The organism is Massilimicrobiota sp. mt181, from assembly GCF_055420065.1.
In genome coordinates, this window is sequence record NZ_JBVAYN010000013.1 from 1 (window position 1) to 18979 (window position 18979).

Sequence of the window (18979 nt, forward strand, 5' to 3'; positions counted from 1 at the left end):
CTGGCAAAAAAGAGGGAGGTTAGTTATATGAAGGTTCAGGTAGTCTATACAACACATTGTAAAGATGCAAAAATTCTGGCTGAGGATATGGCAAGATATGCACGTACCTATGCGAAGCCTATAACTGACTTCTGTTTTCAAGAAGATATTGATTTACTTGTTATTGGCTTTGAAGAATATCCTTGTTTAAAAGATAAAGAGTTAGAAAATTTTATTTGTCAGCTTTCAAGAAAGCATATTCGCAATTTAGCTTTATTTAATTTGTTTTGCTTTAAAAGCAAGGAAATGGAAAAAGTCATTCAACTTTGTCTGAAACAGGATTTACCATTAATGCGTGAAACATATTCGTGTAAAAAATCAATAAAATCTAAACATTACCTTGATGATGATGTTTTATCAGGTGGACGTGTTTATATTGAGGATATGGTCAATATATGTAATCATTACTATTAAGCTATCGGAAGATAGCTTTTTCTTATCTTTTTTTTATATTCTTAATGTGTTACAATATCTTTCATAAAGGGGGAATGTTTATGTCAAAACAATATCAATTTGAAACTTTACAAATTCATGCTGGACAAAAACCTGATCCAGTAACGAAGGCAACAGGAGTTCCTATTTATTTATCTAATGCCTTTACATTTGATGATGCAGATCAGGCGAAGAATATTTTTGCATTGGAAGAAGGTGGGTATTTTTATTCACGTTTATCCAATCCAACTGTTGATGTTCTTCAACAAAGAATGGCTGCTTTGGATGGTGGTGTTGGTGCAGTCGCATTTGCATCAGGAACAGCAGCTATTATGGGGTTAATTATGACTGTATGTCAAAGTGGAGATGAAATTATTGCAGCTAATAATCTTTACGGTGGAACAATTGGTTCTTTATCTGGAACAATGCGAGGAATGGGCTTTATTTCTCATTTTGTCAATCCAAGAGATTTATCTGCAATGGAAGCTCTCATTAATGAAAAGACAAAAATGGTCTTTGTTGAATCAGTTGGAAATCCTAATGGTGATATGTTGGATTTTGATGCTATAAGTGCTTTATGTCATCGTTATGGTATTTTATTTGTCGTGGATAATACAACACCTACACCATATTTGTTTAAGCCAATTGAACATGGGGCTGATTTGGTTGTTTATTCTACCACAAAATATATAGCTGGACATGGTAATGTTATGGGTGGTATTATTGTGGATAGTGGAAATTTTGATTGGCACAATGAAAGATATCCATTAATGACAACGCCAGATAAAGCATATCATGATATTGTCTATGCAGATTTAGGACAGCAAGCATTTTGTACAAAAGCAGTGGCCAAAACGTTGCGTGATTTAGGTGGATGTATGTCTCCATTTAACGCCTATATGACTTTACTTGGATTAGAAACATTATCTTTACGTATGGATAAGCATGTTGAAAATTCTCGAAAAATAGCACAGTTTTTACAAGAAAATGAAAAAGTGGAATGGGTTAGCTATGCAGAATTAAAAGGGCATTCATCATATGAATTATGTCAAAAGTATTTTCCAAGAGGATTTGGGGGATTATTTACATTTGGTGTCAAAGGTGGATTAGAAGCTGGAAAGTCTGTTATCAACCATATTCAACTTTTTACTCATGTGACGAATTTTGCGGATTCAAGAAGTTTATTAACACATCCTGCATCGACAACACATGCCCAAATGAGTGAAGAAGAAAGACTGGCTGGAGGAGTTCAACAGGGAACAATCCGTATTTCTGTAGGATTAGAAAATGTTGATGATTTAATTGCTGATTTACAACAGGCTTTTGATCAAATTGAATTATAAGAAATGTCATGAATGTAATTTTTTCATGGAAATATTGAATATATCTCATCATTGATGATTGAACTGGTTATAATGACATAATAAAAATGCTTTATCGAAAAGATAAAGCATTTTTCATTATTTGAATAGAATCTTTATTCAACAATCATAGCATCTGGAATAGGTGCTTTTGGATTGGTTTTATTGAAATGATCATAAAAAAGGATGCCATCAAAATGATCTAATTCATGTTGCAAACAGATAGATAAGAATCCTCTTGCTACAATTGTCACATCTTGATGTGTTAAAACATCGTATCCTTTAACTGTTACTTTTGCATGTCTTGGTACGTAACCATCCTTTTCTTCATTGACACTTAAACATCCTTCACCATCTTTCAGATAAGATTGTTTTTCAGTATAAGAAACAATTTTTGGATTGACTAAAGCGTAGTCATCTGCTTTTTTTATATTTCCGTCTTGATCATATGTTAGAACATGGATTGCACACATTCTTTTTAAAATGCCAAGCTGTACTGCTGCAATTCCAACAGCAGGTCTTAATTGATATTTTTCAGACATCTCTTCATCCTGTGAATTGACAAGAAATTCATGCATATCTAGTAATAATTGTTCATCTTCTTGACTTAGAGGCATCTCAACCGGCTTAGAAATTTCACGAATCAAAGGATGATGATCATCAATAATATCTTTCATTAAAATCATAGTTTTAATCACCTCGCCAAGTATTGTATCATAAACAAAAAAAATATGCTAGAAATCTAGCATATTTTCTCTTTTAACAAATTTTTGTGCAGCCACAGATAATTAATAATAAGAAAACAACCAAGACAATCGCAAACCATGTGCAGCCATTACCACAACCGAAGCCACCACAACTTGTTGTCATGATAGGGAAGCTGTTACATCCACCACATCCAAATGGATTGCATCCAAATGTTGGCATAAAACTATTGCATCCGCATCCTCCATAGTTATAACAAGAGTTCATTGAAATCCCTCCTTTCACTTTAAACTATTCTTTATTTACAAATTTGCTAGTGTTTCTACCTAATTCTTATTTTATTTTTAAATAATATCATGTATAATATGAAAAAAGATAGGAAGTGAAAAAACATGTACGATTATCCATTAAGTCCTTTTTGGGATACACAAGATATTATAGATGTTATGGCATTATATAATGCTGTAGAAAAAGCTTATGAAGAAGGCATTTCTAAAGAGGAGTTTATGAATTGTTATCGTCGATATACATCTGTTGTTGACTCTAAAAGTGAACAAAAACAAATTGATACAGCTTTTGAGAAAGTATCACATTATTCAATATATCAGGTATTTAAAAAAGCACAGGAAAATGATTGGATTGACATGCGATGATTAGTTTTCTAAAAAAAATATTTAAAAGTCGAGGTGTAGATAAAACAATATATTTCTGTGTGGTTATTCTTGCTATTTATGGAATTGTTATGATTGGAAGTGCATCAGTAGGTCAGTCAGCCAAAATGGGTGCTATGTATGCTTCTATGAATATGATCAGACAAGCGATATTTGTGTTTGTTGGATTTGGATTGATGATTTTTTTGACGCGTTGTTTCAAAAAAAGCTGGGTAACCTATCGTACAACCTGGATTTTTTATGTCATTGGTTTGGCTTTGATGGTTTTCTGTCTATTCTTTGATGATGGAAATGGTTCTCATGCATGGATACGTATTGGCTCATTTAGTATTCAACCAGCAGAGTTTATGAAAATCATTATGATACTTTTTCTGTCTTTTCATTTCGGAGAAATCGAAGAGTATTGTCAAATTCCACGAAATATATCGAAAACAAAAAAAGAAAGATTACAGAAGAAGAAAGTATGGTATTGTATCTTTAGACCCATTTTAATGATTTTTATTGCTTTTTTTATAGGTGCCTTTTTACAAAGAGATATGGGAAGTTCTTTAATACTGGCTTTTATTTGTATGATGCTATTTTTTATTACTCCACGACCATATTATACTAAGTATAAAAAATTAGCTTTGATTTTATTGGGAATAGGGATTGTTCTGGTTGTTTTAGGTGCAACATTTATTTTAAAACCCTATCAGTTAGGACGTATCTATACATGGTTGAATCCATTAGGTGATATTGAAGGTGATGGATGGCAATTGACAAACTCATTGATTGCTTTTGCGACAGGAGGTCTCTTTGGAAAGGGATTTGGTGCTTCTACTCAAAAATATGGATATATTCCAGAATCTCACAATGACTTTATTGTGGCGATTATTTATGAAGAATTGGGGTTAGCAGGATTCTTATTATTCTTGATACCTTACTTTATTATTATCTACAAAATGTTTCATTATGCGATACAGATTAAAGATACAAAAAGTAAACTGATTCTTTATGGTGTTGGTTTGTACTTTTTTACTCATTTGGTTGTAAATGTTGGTGGTGTTTCTGGATTTATTCCTATGACAGGAGTTCCTTTGTTGTTAATATCTTCAGGGGGCTCTTCAACTTTGGCAGCAATGATGGGATTGGGAATTGCTCAATCTATAATTGCAAAATATAATCGAGATCTTTTAAAAGAACAAATTGAGTAATGATGCATATTCTAATAGTGGTGAGAATATGCAAATAGATGAATTTAAAGCTTTTGTAAAAACAATCCCTGCAATTAGGGAAGAAGTTGTCAAAGGACATTATACTTGGCAACAATTATATGAATTTTATGTTTTATATGGCGAAGATGATAAAATGTGGGAACCATATAAAAAAAACAAAAATGATTTCACTGCTATTTTGGATATTTTAAAAAATGTGGATTTGGATGCTTTATCTAAAAGTTTTGAAGGCCTTCAGAAAATTTTAGATATTGTCAGTACTTTTGTTGTTAAAGAACAACCGTCATCACAAAATAGGCAGTGGTATGATGATTAATGAAGAGATGAGACAATATTTGCGTTTACATCCTAAGTGGTATTTGATTCTTTCACGATATCCACAGGAGTTTCCAACACTTTTACAGCAATATAAAGTTGAAAATAAACTGACTTTAGCAGATCGTATTGAAAAAGTAGGAACAGTATTACAAATGTTAGAAATGTTATTATAGGTGAAAAATATGTATGAAATGATTAATAATCTCATTGACTCTATTATACAGACTTCAGAGTTTCAAAATTATCAGCAGGCACAAAAAGAGCTCTATGATAATCATACAATGGCGTTATTGTCCAGATATCAGGATTTAATGGAAAATTATTTGAGAATAAAAAAATATTCACATGATGTAGGACAAGATGATTTAAAGGCGTCATTAAAAGAGATTCAAGAAGAAATCAAACAAAATCCTGATATTCAAAAATATTATCAGGCATATTATCAATTAAATGATATGTTAGAAGAAGTAACAGAAATTGTTTTTCAGAATATCAGTTCTGATTTGAAGCAAAATCGATGGAAAATATGAGGTAGGAAAATGAGAGTAATTGCTGGAAAATTTAAAAGTCGACAATTGAAAAGCGTTGATTCAAAACGTACAAGACCGACAACTGATAAAAATAAAGAAAATCTTTTTAATATGATTGGCCCGTATTTTCAAGGTGGTGTATGTTTGGACTTGTTTGCTGGTAGTGGCGGTTTAGGAATTGAAGCCATCAGTCGAGGGATGGATGAATTATATAGTGTAGATCATCAATATCGTGCTTTTACAACAATACAGGAAAATGTCAAACTTTTAAAAATTGAAAATCAGGTTCATGTTTATAAATCAGATTATTCAAAAGCTCTATTTAATTTTTCAACAGAGGGAATTCGTTTTGATTTGGTTTTATTAGATCCTCCCTATGGAATGAAGATACATCAGAAAATATTAGATTTTTTAAATCAGCACCAGATGTTAAATGATGGCTGTGTGATTGTTATTGAAGATTTAAAAGAAGAAAAGATAGAGGTTCATGAACCTTTTGTTTTGAAAAAAATTCAAAATTATGGAATAACAATGATGGAAATATTGGAATATAAGGAGAAGAAATAATGAAAGCAGTTTATGCCGGAACATTTGATCCAGTTACAAATGGACACTTAGATATTATAGAGCGTGCCAGTAAAATGTATGATGAGCTCTATGTAACAATATTTATAAATCCTCAAAAACAAACATTATTTTCTTTAGAAGAAAGATTGGAACTTTTAAAAAGTGTAACTCAGCAGTATGATAATGTCTATATAGACGCAAGTGATGATTTGGCTGTCAAATATGCCAAAAGAATGGGTGCGCAGATTTTAGTACGTGGATTACGTGCGACAATGGATTTTGAATATGAATCGCAATTAGCTTTTTCTAATCAATATTTAGATGATAGCATTGATATGGTTTTCTTAATGACAAGACCTAATCATTCTTATATTTCTTCTTCTTCAGTGAAAGAAATTGCCTCACATCAGCATAGTGTAAAAGGTTTGGTACCTGATGTTGTGGAAAAAGCTTTAAAAATGAAATTAGATAAGTTGAATATTTGTCAAACAAAATGACTTTTGATATGATAAAGGTAGAGTATAGATATGAGTCAGATAAGGAGGATATATGAAAAAAATTGTAGATTTAAATGATTTATCTTTGGAACAAATTCAAGATATTATTGATGAAGCAATTGCTTTTAAAAAAGGAAAAACTATTGATTATCATCAAAAAAAGGTTGTTGCCAATCTTTTTTTTGAGCCATCAACAAGAACACATTATAGTTTTGATATGGCTGCTGGCAATTTGGGATGTCGAACACAAAATTTTGAAGCAAGCAATTCTAGTTTGAAAAAAGGCGAAACTTTATATGATACTTGTAAACTTTTTGAAAGTATAGGATGTGATGCCTTGGTTATACGTCATCCAGAAGAAGACTATTATAAACAATTAGAAAATTTGAAAGTTCCTATTTTAAATGCGGGAGATGGTAGAGGCAATCATCCATCACAGTCATTGTTAGATTTAATGACAATTAAAGAAGAATTTGGACATTTTGAAGGATTGAATGTTGTGATTGTGGGAGACATTTTTCACTCACGTGTTGCCCATTCAAACTATCATGTTATGCAAAGATTGGGAATGAATGTTTATACTTCTGGACCATTGGAATATAAGCAGGAAGGTTATCATTATGTTCATTTTGATGATGTCATTGAAGATATGGACATTGTTATGCTGCTTCGTGTTCAACATGAAAGACATATTGGGGATGAAAATTTTTCAAAAGAAAAATATCATCAAATTTATGGCTTGTCTTTAGAAAGATATAAACGTATGAAAGATTCTGCCATTATCATGCATCCTGCACCTATTAATCGAGATGTGGAAATTAAAGATGAATTAGTGGAAAGTGAGAAGAGCCGTATTTTTACACAAATGCAAAATGGTGTTTATGTAAGAATGGCTATGCTTCATAAGGTATTAGAAGATGAATAGTTACTTATTAAAAAATGCTTATTTATATTATTTAGGACAATTCCAGAATGTTGATCTTTTGATCAAAGATGGTTATATTGTTGATATTGATCGTGATATTACTGCTGATGTCCCTGTGATTGATTTACAGGGAAAACTGGTTTCTCACAATTTTATTGATATTCATACACATCTAAGAGAACCAGGATATGAACATAAAGAGACAATTGAAACAGGTAGTTTGAGTGCTTTATATGGTGGTTATGGAACGATTGTTGCTATGGCGAATACTTTACCATGTATGGATGATGTAGAAACTGTGGAAGATTTTAAACAACGTGTTGCTCAAGATGGGCATGTGAATATTTATACATATAGTGCTATTACAGAAAATTTACAGGGTCAAAAACTTGTTGATATGGCTAAACTTGTTCAGGAAGATATTGTTTTGGGATTTTCTGATGATGGAAAAGGTGTCCAAAGTGATGAGATGATGGAATTAGCAATGCAGTTGGCAGGCAATCTTGATTCCATTATTGTTGCTCATTGTGAAGATGAAAGTGAGTTACATGGTGGTTGTATTCATGAGGGACATTATGCCAAAGAACATGGTTTAGTAGGAATTAACAGTGCTTCAGAATTTAAACAGGTTGCAAGAGATCTTGATATTGTCAGACAATATCATAATCGTTATCATATTTGCCATATCTCAACGAAAGAAACAGTTGCTTTATTAAAGCAAGCTCGCTTAGAAGGTTTGTCTGTTTCAGGTGAAGCTTCACCACATCATCTGATTTTGACTGAAGATAATATTAAAGATTGTCATCCAAATTATAAAATGAATCCTCCTTTAAGAAGTCAGGAAGACCATCAAGCTTTAATTCAGGGATTGAATGATCATACAATTACTGTTATTGCGACAGACCATGCGCCTCATGCCAGAGAAGAAAAAAATACAACGATTGATAAAGCACCATTTGGAATTATTGGTTTACAGCATGCATTTTCATTATTGTATACTTATTTGGTCAAAAAAAATCTGGTCTCTTTAGAAACTGTGCTTGATGCATTAACGATTGGTCCTGCACAAGTTTTGAATTTGGATTGTCAAATTCAAAAAGGAAGTTTAGCTAATTTATGTATTTTTGATTTAAATCAATCTTTCACAATTGAAGAAAAAGACATTCAATCAAAATCAATTAATACACCTTTTTTAGGAGTTGAATGTTATGGTAAGATTTTTGCAAATATCATTAATGGTAAATTCATGGAATTGGAGGAAAAATAGATGGTGAACTATCAGGGAATGATGAAAATTGTTTCTAAAAAAGAACTTGTAAGAGATGTTTATGAAATGGTTTTAGAAGGAGATGCTGCTAGTTTTATTGAAGCTCCTGGACAATTTATCAATATTAAAATTAATGATTCATTACAACCATATTTACGACGTCCAATGAGTATTTGTGACTATACTCAGAAACAAATGACAATGATTTTTAAGGTGGTAGGAGAAGGAACAAAAATTTTATCACAAAAAAAGATTGGTGAGTCATTAGATTGTCTTATGGGTCTTGGTAATGGTTTTATTGATCTTGATGCGAAAGAAGCTGTTGTGATTGGTGGGGGTCTTGGAGTTCCACCAATGTATAAGTTGGCTAAGACGTTAAAAGAAAAAGGTGTTCGCGTTCAGGCGGTTTTGGGGTTTAATAGTCAGACAGATATATTTTATGATAAAGAATTTGAAAAAATTTGCCCTACATATATCGCAACAATGGATGGAAGTGTTGGAACAAAAGGGACAGTCATTGATGCTTTAAAAGAAAATCAATTATCGTTTGATAAATATTATGCTTGTGGACCAGAAAAAATGTTAGATGCATTAGTTTTAGAATATCCTGATAATGGTTATCTTTCATTTGAAGCGCGTATGGGCTGTGGTTTTGGTGCCTGTATGGGATGCTCATGTAAGGTTAAAACAAAACCTTATAAACGTATTTGTGTGGAAGGTCCAGTATTAATGTCTAGTGAGGTGATTGTTAATGGCTAATTTACGTGTTTCTTTACCAGGACTTGATATGAAAAATCCCGTTATTCCTGCAAGTGGAACTTTTGGGTTTGGTTATGAATTTGCGAAATTTTATGATATTAATTGTTTAGGCTCAATGATGCTTAAGGGAACAACTTTAGAACCACGTTATGGAAATCCTTTGCCAAGAATTGCTGAAGGACCAAGTGGTATGTTGAATGCTATTGGTTTACAAAATCCTGGCGTTGATGCAGTCATGAATGAAGAATTAGAAAAATTAAGACCATTATATACTGACAAAGTTATCGCGAACATAGGTGGGAGTGCTCTTGATGATTATGTTGAGACAGCAAAACGTTTATCATCACATGATATGGTTGGAGCATTGGAATTAAACATTTCTTGTCCAAATGTACATGCTGGAGGTATTCAATTTGGCACAAATCCAGATATGGCTGCACAAGTCACTCGTGCTGTTAAAGAGGTTAGTCAAAAACCTGTTTATGTCAAACTATCTCCTAATGTAACAGATATTGTGGCAATGGCAAAAGCTGTAGAAGCGGCTGGTGCTGATGGAATTACAATGATTAATACATTGGTTGGGATGCGTTTTGATATCCGTACTGGTAAACCAATTATTGCGAATAAAACAGGTGGATATAGTGGACCGGCTATTTTCCCAGTTGCTTTACGCATGGTTTATCAAGTTAGTCAAGCTGTTTCTATTCCAGTTATTGGAATGGGAGGTATTGCAAGTGGTAAGGATGCTATTGAAATGATGATTGCTGGTGCTAGCGCAGTTGCGGTAGGATGTCAGAATTTAGTGGATCCTTATGCCTGCCCAAAAATTATTCAGGAAATGAATGATATTTTAGATGAAATGGGAATTGAAGATATTCATGAGATTATTGGTAAATCACATCAATATGAATAATGATTGAAATAAATGAAAATGGACATACTAGAAAGGGTGAGTAGTATGTCCATTTATTTTCAACTTTTTTTAGCAAGTTTCTTTTGGGGAAGTAATATTATTGTCATGAAATTATTACTTTCCCATATCCCTTTTTTATTTTTAGCTTTTTTAAGAGTAGTCCTATCTTTTCTATTTTTAGGTTTATATATCTATTTTTATCATATTCCAATTCAATGCCCAAATAAGAAGAAGCTGATAATGATTTCTCTTTTGTCAATTTATTTGAATTTCTATTTTACTTTCTTGGGAATGAATCAAGTTAAAGGTGTAGATAATGCATTTATGAATGCTTTATCTCCATCTCTTACATTTTTATTATCTTTTCTTTTTTTTAGAAACCATCATACATTCAAAGAATGGATAGCCATGTTTTTATCAATGTTTGCTTTTTTACTATCAATTCATTTTCAGCTTTTTTCCATCCAAATTGGCTTCTTTTATCTTTTGATTGGAATAATTCTTTATATTTTAGGGAATATTCTGATTCAAAAATGGAATATTTCCAATGGAATCAGTTTTATCTTTTTTGAATTATTAATGGGTTCTCTTTTTTTATTTATCCATTGCTTGTGGGATGGGCAGTTAGCTTTTTCACAATTAAGTTCATTAAGTATCTGGCATTGGATTTTATTTTTGTTGATATCAGGGATTGGTTTTGCTTTTATACAAGTGACATATATGAAAGCAATTGCTCAAATTGGGGCTGTTCAGACAAGTTTCTTTTTAGGTTTAAATCCTGTGTTTACTTATATTGAGTCACTTGTCTTTTTAAACGAAGATTTTGATTTGTTGCATTTTATGAGTTTTGTATTATTATTGATTTCTTTAATGATCATACAAAAAAAGAAAACCTCATGAGTTTTCTTTAAAATAATGAATCAAAGCCTGCGTACCCAGATCATCTTCCTGAAGACTTTGATACATTTGTAAAACGGTATTTAAAACAGGTAACTTTTGATTATCCATTTCTTCTTTGGCAATTTTCATATCTTTAATAAAATGTTTAATATAGAATCCTGGTTGGAATTGTCCATCAATCATCGCCTGCCCATTATGTTCTAACTGCCAGCTTGAAGCGGCGCCTTTTGTGATACATTGCATCAGGATATTCATATCCAATTGATGCACCTCAGCATAATGGATAGCTTCACTGACACCAGCAATCGTACCTGCAATCACAATCTGATTGGCCATTTTTGTATGCTGACCCATACCCGCTGTTCCAACATAGAGACTTGAGCCCAAGGTATCTAATATTCTTTTGACTTTTTGAAATGTTTGTTTGTCGCCACCAACCATAATGGAAAGAGTCGCGTTTTTAGCTCCAATATCACCTCCAGATACTGGGGCATCTAAACTTTCTAATTGATTTTCTTTTGCATTTTCATAAATGCGTTTAGCAAGTTTTGGAGACGATGTTGTAAAATCTATTAAAATAGCTCCTTTTTTTGCGTTTTTGATGATACCGTTTTGACCAAAATAAATGTCTTCAACATCTTGTGGATAGCCAACCATTGTCATAATAATATCCTGATTTTGAATACATTCACAAACAGTATCTTTCCAAGTGATTCCTTGATCTAACAAGTCTTGAACTTTACTTTTTGTGCGTGTATAGATTGTGACATCATAACCGGCATTGGCAAGATTGAGAACCATGGGTTTACCCATAACACCAACACCAATAAATGCAATTTTTTCCATAAAAAATCCTCCTTTGGAATATTCTATAAATTCTTTTTATGAAAATCAATAAAGAACTTGACTTTTTTTGAGCTTTCCTTATAATAACAAATGCGGCTATATCTAGGTTATAAGAGTCCTCAACCTATGACTTGGACATGGCTAAGTTTAAATAAGGAGGAAATGGAAATGTTAACTAAAGAAGAAAAAACTGCTATTATGAAAGAATATGCAACTAAAGAAGGAGATACTGGTTCTCCAGAAGTACAGATTGCTGTATTAACTGCTGATATCAACAAACTAAATGAACACTTTAAAGTTCACAAAAAAGATTATCATTCAAACAGAGGTCTTTTAAAGAAAATCGGTAGAAGAAGAGATTTATTAAAATATCTTAAAAACAAAGATATTGATAGATATACAGCATTAGTTGACAAATTAGGTTTAAGAAGATAGAGATATTCATTTTGAATATCTTTTCTTTTTATCTCAATGATATGAGAAGATTATCGGTTGTTAGTGAAAGTCTATGATTTTTTTAAATGATAGTTATACAACTATATATTTTGATGAAAGAGATTTGAAAAAATAAAGAAATGTTTTGTTATTATAATAAAATATGCTATAATGACAAAGATAATAAACGAGGTGAAAATATAATATGTCGAAACATGTAAAAAGTTTAGATTTTTATGGAAAAACAATAACTGTTGAAACAGGTGAATTAGCAAAACAGGCTAATGGTTCTGTTTTAATTAGATATGATGATACAGTCATTTTATCTACTGCTGTAGCAGGAAAAGAACCAAAAGATGTTGATTTTTTTCCTTTGACAGTTACATATGAAGAAAAATTATATTCAGTAGGAAAAATTCCAGGTGGTTTTTTAAAGAGAGAAGGGCGTCCAAGTGAACATGGAACTTTAACAGCACGTATGATTGATCGTCCAATTAGACCACTTTTTGCAGATGGGTTTAGAAATGAAGTTCAGGTAGTCAATACAGTTTTATCTGTTGATCAGGAAGCATCACCAGAAATGGCTGCTATGCTAGGAGCATCACTGGCATTATGTTTATCAGATATTCCATTCAATGGACCTATTGCTGGGGTAAATGTTGGACTTATTGATGGGGAGTTTACAATTAATGCTGGTCCTGAAGAGATGGAAAGAAGTTTAATTAATCTTGAAGTTGCTGGAACAAAAGAAGCTATTAATATGGTTGAAGCTGACGCTAAAGAAGTTGATGAGGAAACAATGTTAAATGCTTTATTGTTTGGACATGAAGCTATTAAACAGTTAATTGCTTTTGAAGAAGAAATTGTAGCTTTATATGGTAAAGAAAAAATTGAAATACCATTATTTGAATTGGATCAAAATATTGTTGAAGAAGTCGAATCACTAGCAAAAGAAAGAATGATTCAGGCTGTTTCTATTCCTGGTAAATTAGAAAGATATGCTGCAATCGATCAAATTAATGAAGAAGTTGTTGCTTTGTTTGAAAATAGGGAATATGCTGATTTAAAGGAACAGGAAGCTGTTATTAAACAGGTGAAGATTGTTTTACATGATCTTGAAAAAGATGAAGTGAGAAGATTAATTACAGAAGATAAGATTAGACCAGATGGACGTAAAATTGATGAAGTTCGTCCATTGGATGCACAAGTTGACTTACTTCCTAGAGTTCATGGATCAGCATTATTTACACGTGGTGAAACACAAGTGCTTTCTGTTTGTACTTTAGGAGCTTTGGGAGAACATCAAAAAATTGATGGCCTTGGTCTTGAAGATCAAAAACGTTTTATGCATCACTATAATTTCCCACCTTATTCAGTTGGTGAAACAGGAAGAATGGGTGCTCCAGGTCGTCGTGAAATCGGGCATGGAGCATTAGGTGAAAGAGCTTTGGCTCAAGTCATTCCAAGTGAAGAAGAGTTTCCATATACAATTCGTGTCGTTTCTGAAGTTTTAGAATCTAATGGTTCTTCATCACAAGCTTCAATTTGTGCTTCATCTATGGCCTTAATGGCTGCTGGCGTTCCTATTAGTAATCCAGTGAGTGGAGTTGCCATGGGGTTAGTCAAAAAAGGTGACGATTATACAATCTTAACAGATATCCAAGGTATGGAAGATCATTTAGGTGATATGGATTTTAAGGTTGCTGGAACAAAAAATGGTATCTGCGCTTTACAGATGGATATTAAAATTGACGGTATAACTAAAGAAATATTACAGGAAGCTTTAGCACAGGCGAAAGTTGGTCGTCAACAAATCATGGAATGTATGATGAATGCTATTAGTGAACCTAGAGATCATTTAAGCCCTTATGCACCTAAAGTTTATATGATGAAGATTGAACCTGATCAAATTAAAGATGTTATTGGAACAGGTGGAAAAACAATCAATGAAATCATTGAAAAATCAAATGATGTTAAGATTGACATTGAACAGGATGGACGTGTGACAATTTATCATCATGACCAAGAAGCTATTGAAACTGCAGCAAAATTAATTGAAAATATTGTAAGAAGAGCTGAAGTTGGTGAAATTTATGATGGAAAAGTTGTTCGTGTAGAAGATAAATATGCATTTGTTGAACTTTTTGAAGGAACAAATGGTTTCTTGCATGTTGGAGACATTGCTCATGAACGCATCAATAAGGCATCTGATGTATTAAAAATAGGTGATATCATTAAAGTAAAGGTCACAAAAATTACTGATAAAGGTGTTAATGTTTCTCGAAAAGCATTATTACCTAAACCAATACATAAAGAAGAAAAAAAGGAACATGCATAAAAAGATAATATTAGCTAGCACTTCTCCAAGAAGGAAAGAATTGCTGGAAAGAGAAGGCATTGACTTTATAGTTGATGCTTCTTTTATTGAAGAAACATTAGATGATTCATCACCTATTGATGAAAGATTACGTCAGCTTGCAATAAAAAAGGCAACACCAATTCATCAAAAATATCCTCAAGATATTGTTATTGGTGCAGATACTGTTGTCTATTTTGAAAATCAGGTGATTGGTAAGGCGCATAGTCGAGAAGAAGCCAATCAAATTCTTCATCGTTTATCGCATCATAAACATGATGTTTACACAGCTGTTGCTATTTATGATGCCGATACTTTAACAAGTTTTTGTGAGAAAACAGAAGTTTATTTCAAAGATATCACTGATATGATTGAAGCATATTTGGATTCAAATGAATGGGAAGGTAAAGCAGGTGCATATGGGATTCAAGGTGCAGCAGAAGTTTTTGTTGATCATATTGTTGGTGATAAAGATAATGTCATAGGTCTTCCTGTATGCCGTATTAAAGATTATTTACTAAAAAAATAATTGTTTTTAATTTATAATTTTTGTAAAAAAATATTGTAAACGGATACATTTTATGTTGTTTTCTTGTTCGATTTTTATTATAATGAGAAATGGAAATTGATTGTGGAGGATAATGGATATGGAAAAGGAAGTCAAAAGAATCGCATTACTTTCAGGAGGAGGAGATTGTCCTGGATTGAATGCAGTTATTAGAACAATTACAAAAACAGCTATTCGTAAATATGGTTGGGAAGTTATCGGTTATGTTTATGGATATCGTGGTTTATATAACAATAATTATATTGAATTAACAGAAGAAAAAGTAGAAAACATTTATAAAGAGGGCGGAACTATTTTGTATAGTTCTAATAAAGATAACCTTTTTGATTATTTAGTTGATGATGGAAAAGGTGGAAAAGTTAAAAAAGATGTCAGTGATGTAGGTGTTGAAAATCTTAAGAAAGCTGGTGTTGATGTTTTAGTCGTTTTAGGTGGCGATGGAACTTTAACAAGTGCCAGAGATTTTTCAAGAAAAGGTGTCAATGTCATTGGTGTTCCAAAAACAATGGATAATGATTTATCAAGTACCGATTTAACTTATGGCTTTATTAGTGCAATGAGTGTGGGAACAGAGTTTATTGATCGTTTACAGACAACTGCGAAATCTCATCATCGTGTTATCTGCTGTGAATTAATGGGTAGAGATGCAGGATGGATTGCTTTATATTCTGGTTTAGCTGGAAATGCAGGTGTATGTTTGATTCCAGAAATTCCATTTACAATTGAAAATATTGCTAAACACATTGCTAAACGTGATGAACAAGGATTGCCTTATACAGTTATTGCTGTGGCTGAAGGTGCTAAATATGCCGATGGAACAAAGGTTATTGGTAAAATCGTTGAAGATTCACCAGATCCTGTTCGATATAGTGGATTAGCAGCAAAGGTTGCTGATGATTTAGAAAAAGTCATTCCAAATCATGAAGTTCGTTCTGTCAATCCTGGACATATTATCCGTGGTGGAGACATTAGCCCTTATGATCGTATCTTATCAATTCGTTTTGGTGTCAAAGCATGTGAATTGATTGATCAAGGTCTATTTGGAAATGTTGTCACTCTTCATGGAGAAGAAATGGATTATACTTCATTAGAAGAAGTGATTGGGGATGCTAAATTTGGAAAACAGAAACGTGTTGATCCAAATGGTGAATTGGTTCGTGCTGCTAAAGCTATTGGTGTTTGTTTTGGAGACGAATAAAGTCCAACTGTTATACAAAAAATGTATAACAGTTTTTTAAAGAAAAAAATTTTAGTTTTATTTGCTTAAATGAATGAACTTTGATAGAATAACTCGTACAAGTCAAAAGAGGTGAAAAAATGGTTGAAGAATTAATTGAAAGTGGTGAATATCTTCAGGCTTTGGATAGTTTGCGTGATATGAATGATGAGAAAACAAGATACTTAAGGCTTGTCTGTCTTATAGGACTTGGTGAATATCAAAAGGCAAAACAAGAAGGTATGAGGGCAAAAGCAATGGCTCAATCAACATACTATGATGTTGTTTCAATGTATATTGTTGCTTTAAAAGAATTAGGAGAATTTGAAGAAGCTATTGATTTGTTGATAGAAGAATTATCGATGCCATACATTCCATATCAATATGAAAATCTATTTAACACAGCATATGATGAAATCCTATTAGAAAAGCAAGAGGCGCGCTATGAAGTGGAAAGCAAGAACCAGATTTTTTCAATTGAAGAAATTGATCAGCTTTTAAATAAGAAGGAATGCAATGAAGATTTATTGTATATGGCTTTAGATCAGTTACAGCAATTAAATATTCGTATGATTATTCCAACTGTCAAAAGATATTTGATTGATCCTCAAAGACATTTCTTTGCTAAAACTTTATTGATTGAAATTATGATTGATCAACAAGTTGATGAAGAGATGGAGGTTGAAAAATTTGGAGAGATTTATCCGTTGAATCCAAGCTATATGCCTATGGTTCTTGAGCAAATGCAATATGAGGGTATTTTAAGGTATCTGGAAAATGCTTTGGAGAATGAGAACCCATCTTTATTGGAACAATGTCAAGAATATCTTGAATATTTACTCTATGCATTTTATCCAAAAGAAATAGATGAAATGGATTATAATGTTTTTGCGGCAGCAATACATTATTATGTCGCCACATTACTTTCTATAGATATTGACTTGTCAGAATTAGAAATTTTATATTATTGTGATTTAGAAGCAATTGAAGAACAAATTTTAGCACTCAAACAAGTTGAGTGTTAAAATAGTTGCATTATGAGATTGTTTCATGTATAATAAGCGTGTTGAAATAATGGAGGAAGTATAAATGGAAACAGTTTGTAACAAACTTGAAAAATCTATGATGGAAGTCAAAGTGACTTTTACAACAGAAGAATGGAAAGATGCTCAAGAAAAAGCATTAAACAAATTAGCAAAACAAGTAAGAATTGATGGATTTAGAAAAGGTCATGTTCCTAAACAAATGGTTAAGGCTAGACTTGGAAAAGGAGCTATTCTTGAAGAAGCAACTGATATGATCTTACAGAAAAACTATTCTGGTATTTTATTGGATAATGATATCCATCCAGTTGGACAACCAGAAGTGAAAATTGATGAAATTTCTGAAGATGTATTAAAATTAACAGTTAATGCTCCAGTTGCACCAACTGTTGAATTAGGACAATATAAAGGTTTAGATGTAAAAAAAGCACAAGTTAAGGTCACAAAAAAAGAAATTGAAGCAGAATTAAAGAATTATCAAAATCAATTTGCTGAATTAGTCATTAAAGAAGATGGCAAAGTAGAAAACGGAGATACAGCAGTTATCGATTTCGAAGGATTTAAAGATGGTGTCGCTTTCGAAGGTGGAAAAGGAGAAAACCATCCTTTAGAAATTGGTTCAGGATCATTTATTCCTGGATTTGAAGAACAATTAATTGGTATGGGTGTAGGTGAAGAAAAAGAAATTGAAGTCACTTTCCCAGAAAATTACCAAGTTGCTGATTTAGCTGGTCAAAAAGCAACTTTCAAAGTGAAAGTTCATGAAATCAAATCAAAAGTTTTACCTGAAATTGATGATGAATTAGCTAAAGATATTAATGTTGATGGAATTGAAACATTGGCTGATTTAGAAACTTATACAAAAGAACAAATTAGAAATAGAAAACAAAATGAAGCTGAAGCTAAATTTAGTGATGATATTTTCAATGCTGTTATTGAAAATACACCACTTGAAGTTCCTGATGCAATGATTGAAACTGAACTTCAACAAATGATTAGAGAAGTTGAACAAAATTTATCTCAACAAGGTTTAACTTTAGATTTATTCCAACAATTAACTGGAAAAACTCTTGATGATATGAAGGCAGAAATGAGAGAACAAGCTGAAAAACGTGTCAAATTCAATTTGATTTTATCTGAAATTGTTAAAGTAGAAAATATTGAAGTTAGCGATGAAGAAGTAGATGAAGAAATCAAAGAAATTGCAAGTTATTATGGAAGAGAATTTGATGAAGTGAAAAAACTCTTCGAAGGACAGCAAGTACAAATTAAAAATGATTTAGCAACACGTAAAGCTGTTCAATTGATTAAAGATAATGTGAAATAAGACGCTTCAAGCGTCTTGTTTTATTAAATCAAATGAATAGACAAGTGACTCATTATTATATATAATAATGAAAACATAAAGGAGGTCATG

23 protein-coding genes are annotated in these 18979 nt (G+C 32.1%); 20 read left to right on the forward strand and 3 right to left on the reverse strand.

Annotated features, from left to right (window positions below):
• Window positions 1–27: 27 nt before the first annotated feature.
• Complete coding sequence (locus ACZYT4_RS08380) at window positions 28–453, forward strand: hypothetical protein (protein ID WP_463784569.1); 426 nt, start codon at window positions 28–30, stop codon at window positions 451–453.
• An 80-nt stretch (window positions 454–533) separates the two neighbouring features.
• Window positions 534–1814, forward strand: coding sequence for an O-acetylhomoserine aminocarboxypropyltransferase/cysteine synthase family protein (locus ACZYT4_RS08385; RefSeq protein ID WP_463784571.1), 1281 nt, complete (start codon window positions 534–536; stop codon window positions 1812–1814).
• 134 nt (window positions 1815–1948) lie between these two features.
• Here ACZYT4_RS08385 and def read toward each other — a convergent pair whose 3' ends face one another.
• Both def and ACZYT4_RS08395 read right to left on the reverse strand, forming a co-directional pair.
• Window positions 1949–2518, reverse strand: a complete 570-nt coding sequence (def, locus tag ACZYT4_RS08390; RefSeq protein WP_463784573.1) for a peptide deformylase — start codon at window positions 2516–2518, stop codon at window positions 1949–1951.
• 73 nt (window positions 2519–2591) lie between these two features.
• The gene (locus ACZYT4_RS08395) at window positions 2592–2804 is read right to left on the reverse strand and encodes a hypothetical protein (protein ID WP_463784575.1); all 213 of its coding nucleotides are present in this window, start codon (window positions 2802–2804) and stop codon (window positions 2592–2594) included.
• Between the two features lie 125 nt (window positions 2805–2929).
• On the opposite strand from ACZYT4_RS08395, the gene ACZYT4_RS08400 reads away from it, so the two are divergent.
• Genes ACZYT4_RS08400 through ACZYT4_RS08455 form a run of 12 tightly spaced genes read left to right on the forward strand, consistent with a single transcriptional unit; the run spans window position 2930 to window position 11098 of the window.
• Window positions 2930–3190 (forward strand): UPF0223 family protein, encoded by a 261-nt coding sequence (locus ACZYT4_RS08400; protein ID WP_463784577.1) that lies wholly within the window; start codon window positions 2930–2932, stop codon window positions 3188–3190.
• Window positions 3187–4401 (forward strand): FtsW/RodA/SpoVE family cell cycle protein, encoded by a 1215-nt coding sequence (locus ACZYT4_RS08405; RefSeq protein ID WP_463784579.1) that lies wholly within the window; start codon window positions 3187–3189, stop codon window positions 4399–4401. Before ACZYT4_RS08400 ends, ACZYT4_RS08405 begins: the two co-directional genes overlap by 4 nt.
• 28 nt (window positions 4402–4429) lie before the next feature.
• Window positions 4430–4738, forward strand: coding sequence for a spore coat protein YlbD (gene ylbD, locus ACZYT4_RS08410; protein ID WP_463784582.1), 309 nt, complete (start codon window positions 4430–4432; stop codon window positions 4736–4738).
• The gene (locus ACZYT4_RS08415) at window positions 4731–4913 is read left to right on the forward strand and encodes a YlbE-like family protein (RefSeq protein ID WP_463784584.1); all 183 of its coding nucleotides are present in this window, start codon (window positions 4731–4733) and stop codon (window positions 4911–4913) included. The genes ylbD and ACZYT4_RS08415 overlap by 8 nt, the downstream gene beginning before the upstream one ends.
• A gap of 9 nt (window positions 4914–4922) precedes the next feature.
• Window positions 4923–5270, forward strand: a complete 348-nt coding sequence (locus ACZYT4_RS08420; RefSeq protein ID WP_463784587.1) for a YlbF/YmcA family competence regulator — start codon at window positions 4923–4925, stop codon at window positions 5268–5270.
• A 9-nt stretch (window positions 5271–5279) separates the two neighbouring features.
• A complete protein-coding gene (gene rsmD, locus ACZYT4_RS08425) occupies window positions 5280–5837 on the forward strand; it encodes a 16S rRNA (guanine(966)-N(2))-methyltransferase RsmD (protein ID WP_463784589.1) in 558 nt (185 codons plus the stop codon).
• Entirely contained in the window at window positions 5837–6334 is a 498-nt protein-coding gene (coaD, locus tag ACZYT4_RS08430) for a pantetheine-phosphate adenylyltransferase (RefSeq protein ID WP_463784591.1), read from the forward strand. Before rsmD ends, coaD begins: the two co-directional genes overlap by 1 nt.
• A gap of 52 nt (window positions 6335–6386) precedes the next feature.
• A complete protein-coding gene (locus ACZYT4_RS08435; RefSeq protein ID WP_463784593.1) occupies window positions 6387–7259 on the forward strand; it encodes an aspartate carbamoyltransferase catalytic subunit in 873 nt (290 codons plus the stop codon).
• Entirely contained in the window at window positions 7252–8526 is a 1275-nt protein-coding gene (locus ACZYT4_RS08440; protein WP_463784595.1) for a dihydroorotase, read from the forward strand. The genes ACZYT4_RS08435 and ACZYT4_RS08440 overlap by 8 nt, the downstream gene beginning before the upstream one ends.
• Window positions 8527–9285 carry a dihydroorotate dehydrogenase electron transfer subunit gene (locus ACZYT4_RS08445; protein ID WP_463784598.1) on the forward strand — a complete coding sequence of 253 codons (759 nt, stop codon included), beginning with the start codon at window positions 8527–8529 and terminating at the stop codon, window positions 9283–9285.
• The gene (locus ACZYT4_RS08450; RefSeq protein ID WP_463784601.1) at window positions 9278–10198 is read left to right on the forward strand and encodes a dihydroorotate dehydrogenase; all 921 of its coding nucleotides are present in this window, start codon (window positions 9278–9280) and stop codon (window positions 10196–10198) included. Before ACZYT4_RS08445 ends, ACZYT4_RS08450 begins: the two co-directional genes overlap by 8 nt.
• Before the next feature lie 45 nt (window positions 10199–10243).
• On the forward strand, window positions 10244–11098 hold the full coding sequence (locus ACZYT4_RS08455; RefSeq protein WP_463784602.1) for a DMT family transporter: 855 nt from the start codon (window positions 10244–10246) through the stop codon (window positions 11096–11098).
• Here ACZYT4_RS08455 and ACZYT4_RS08460 read toward each other — a convergent pair.
• Window positions 11093–11944, reverse strand: coding sequence for an NAD(P)-dependent oxidoreductase (locus ACZYT4_RS08460; RefSeq protein ID WP_463784604.1), 852 nt, complete (start codon window positions 11942–11944; stop codon window positions 11093–11095). The two genes, ACZYT4_RS08455 and ACZYT4_RS08460, sit on opposite strands and share 6 nt — an antisense overlap.
• A 168-nt stretch (window positions 11945–12112) precedes the next feature.
• Between ACZYT4_RS08460 and rpsO the strand changes: the two genes are divergently transcribed.
• The 6 genes from rpsO (at window position 12113) to tig (ending at window position 18889) form a co-directional block, all read left to right on the forward strand.
• The gene (gene rpsO / locus ACZYT4_RS08465) at window positions 12113–12379 is read left to right on the forward strand and encodes a 30S ribosomal protein S15 (protein WP_463784607.1); all 267 of its coding nucleotides are present in this window, start codon (window positions 12113–12115) and stop codon (window positions 12377–12379) included.
• Window positions 12380–12584: 205 nt separating this feature from the next.
• Window positions 12585–14717, forward strand: a complete 2133-nt coding sequence (gene pnp, locus ACZYT4_RS08470; protein WP_463784610.1) for a polyribonucleotide nucleotidyltransferase — start codon at window positions 12585–12587, stop codon at window positions 14715–14717.
• A complete protein-coding gene (locus ACZYT4_RS08475; RefSeq protein ID WP_463784612.1) occupies window positions 14710–15264 on the forward strand; it encodes a Maf family protein in 555 nt (184 codons plus the stop codon). The genes pnp and ACZYT4_RS08475 overlap by 8 nt, the downstream gene beginning before the upstream one ends.
• Before the next feature lie 118 nt (window positions 15265–15382).
• Window positions 15383–16501 carry a 6-phosphofructokinase gene (locus ACZYT4_RS08480; protein WP_463784615.1) on the forward strand — a complete coding sequence of 373 codons (1119 nt, stop codon included), beginning with the start codon at window positions 15383–15385 and terminating at the stop codon, window positions 16499–16501.
• Window positions 16502–16620: 119 nt separating this feature from the next.
• Window positions 16621–17544 carry a hypothetical protein gene (locus tag ACZYT4_RS08485; protein WP_463784618.1) on the forward strand — a complete coding sequence of 308 codons (924 nt, stop codon included), beginning with the start codon at window positions 16621–16623 and terminating at the stop codon, window positions 17542–17544.
• A gap of 64 nt (window positions 17545–17608) precedes the next feature.
• A complete protein-coding gene (tig, locus tag ACZYT4_RS08490) occupies window positions 17609–18889 on the forward strand; it encodes a trigger factor (protein WP_463784620.1) in 1281 nt (426 codons plus the stop codon).
• Window positions 18890–18979 lie beyond the last annotated feature (90 nt).